This is a genomic window from Salinivibrio socompensis S35, assembly GCF_000513715.1.
Taxonomy (GTDB): Bacteria; Pseudomonadota; Gammaproteobacteria; order Enterobacterales; family Vibrionaceae; genus Salinivibrio; species Salinivibrio socompensis.
Genome location: NZ_AQOD01000235.1, coordinates 1 through 867, shown reverse-complemented (window position 1 = coordinate 867; position 867 = coordinate 1). Strand labels below are relative to the sequence as shown.

Annotated in this window: 1 protein-coding gene; it reads left to right on the top strand. The window is 43.0% G+C overall.

Annotation, left to right across the window (positions count from 1 at the left end; translation table 11 throughout):
* Positions 1-23: 23 nt before the first annotated feature.
* Positions 24-785 carry an IS5 family transposase gene (locus DZ54_RS0117305; RefSeq protein WP_025675476.1) on the top strand — a complete coding sequence of 254 codons (762 nt, stop codon included), beginning with the start codon at positions 24-26 and terminating at the stop codon, positions 783-785.
* Positions 786-867: the final 82 nt, after the last annotated feature.

Here is an 867-nt window from a genome sequence, read left to right as displayed (position 1 = left end):
AAAACAAACTGTAACGCCATACCATGCCGAGACTCATGCTAACTGATAAGCGGTGGCAAAAGCTACTTCAAGTAATGAAGAACACTGGCCGCATTTATAATAAATCTGAACATAGAATGACCTTTGAAGGGATCCTTTACCGCTTGAGAACAGGAGTTCCATGGCGTGATCTTCCAACAGAGTTTGGGGACTGGAGCACTGTCTATCGTCGCTTTAATCTATGGTCGAAGAAAGGCCTGTTAGACATATTATTCAAGGAGTTATCAAAACTTTCCGATTATGACTGGGTGTTTGCAGACGGCTCAATAGTCAAGGCTCATCAGCATAGCGCAGGCGCTGCGACACCAGACAGTGAGTGTATTGGAAAGAGTCGCGGCGGTAACTCAACGAAAATTCATTTGGTCGTGGATAGCGGCGGATTACCCATCTATTTTGAACTATCAGAAGGCCAGAGAAATGATATTGCTCGTGCCGAGAGCCTTGTTGACCACCTTAAGGAGATCAACGTATTTATCGCTGATAAAGGCTATGACAGCGAAGCTTTAAGGGCATATGTTGACTCTAAAGGTGGTGACACCGTTATACCGACGCGAAATTATGGACAAGATATCGACAAAGAAAGCATGGATTGGTGTCTCTATAAGTATCGACATTTAGTTGAGAACGCTTTCGCGAGGATTAAGCACTTCCGAGCAATATCAACGAGATATGATAAGTTAGCAAGAAATTACGCCAGTATGGTATCACTGGCGTTTACTATAATGTGGCTGCCGATGTATTGCTGAATAAAATGTGTACAGCAAAGATCAACACGCCCTAGCGTGTCCCGCTTTTTTTAGGCTGTTTTCTTTATTTCTTTATTTCTTT

Bases quoted from the DNA above. Each gene is read 5' to 3' on its own strand.
- DZ54_RS0117305 (WP_025675476.1), top strand. From the start codon at position 24: ATGCCGAGACTCATGCTAACTGATAAGCGGTGGCAAAAGCTACTTCAA.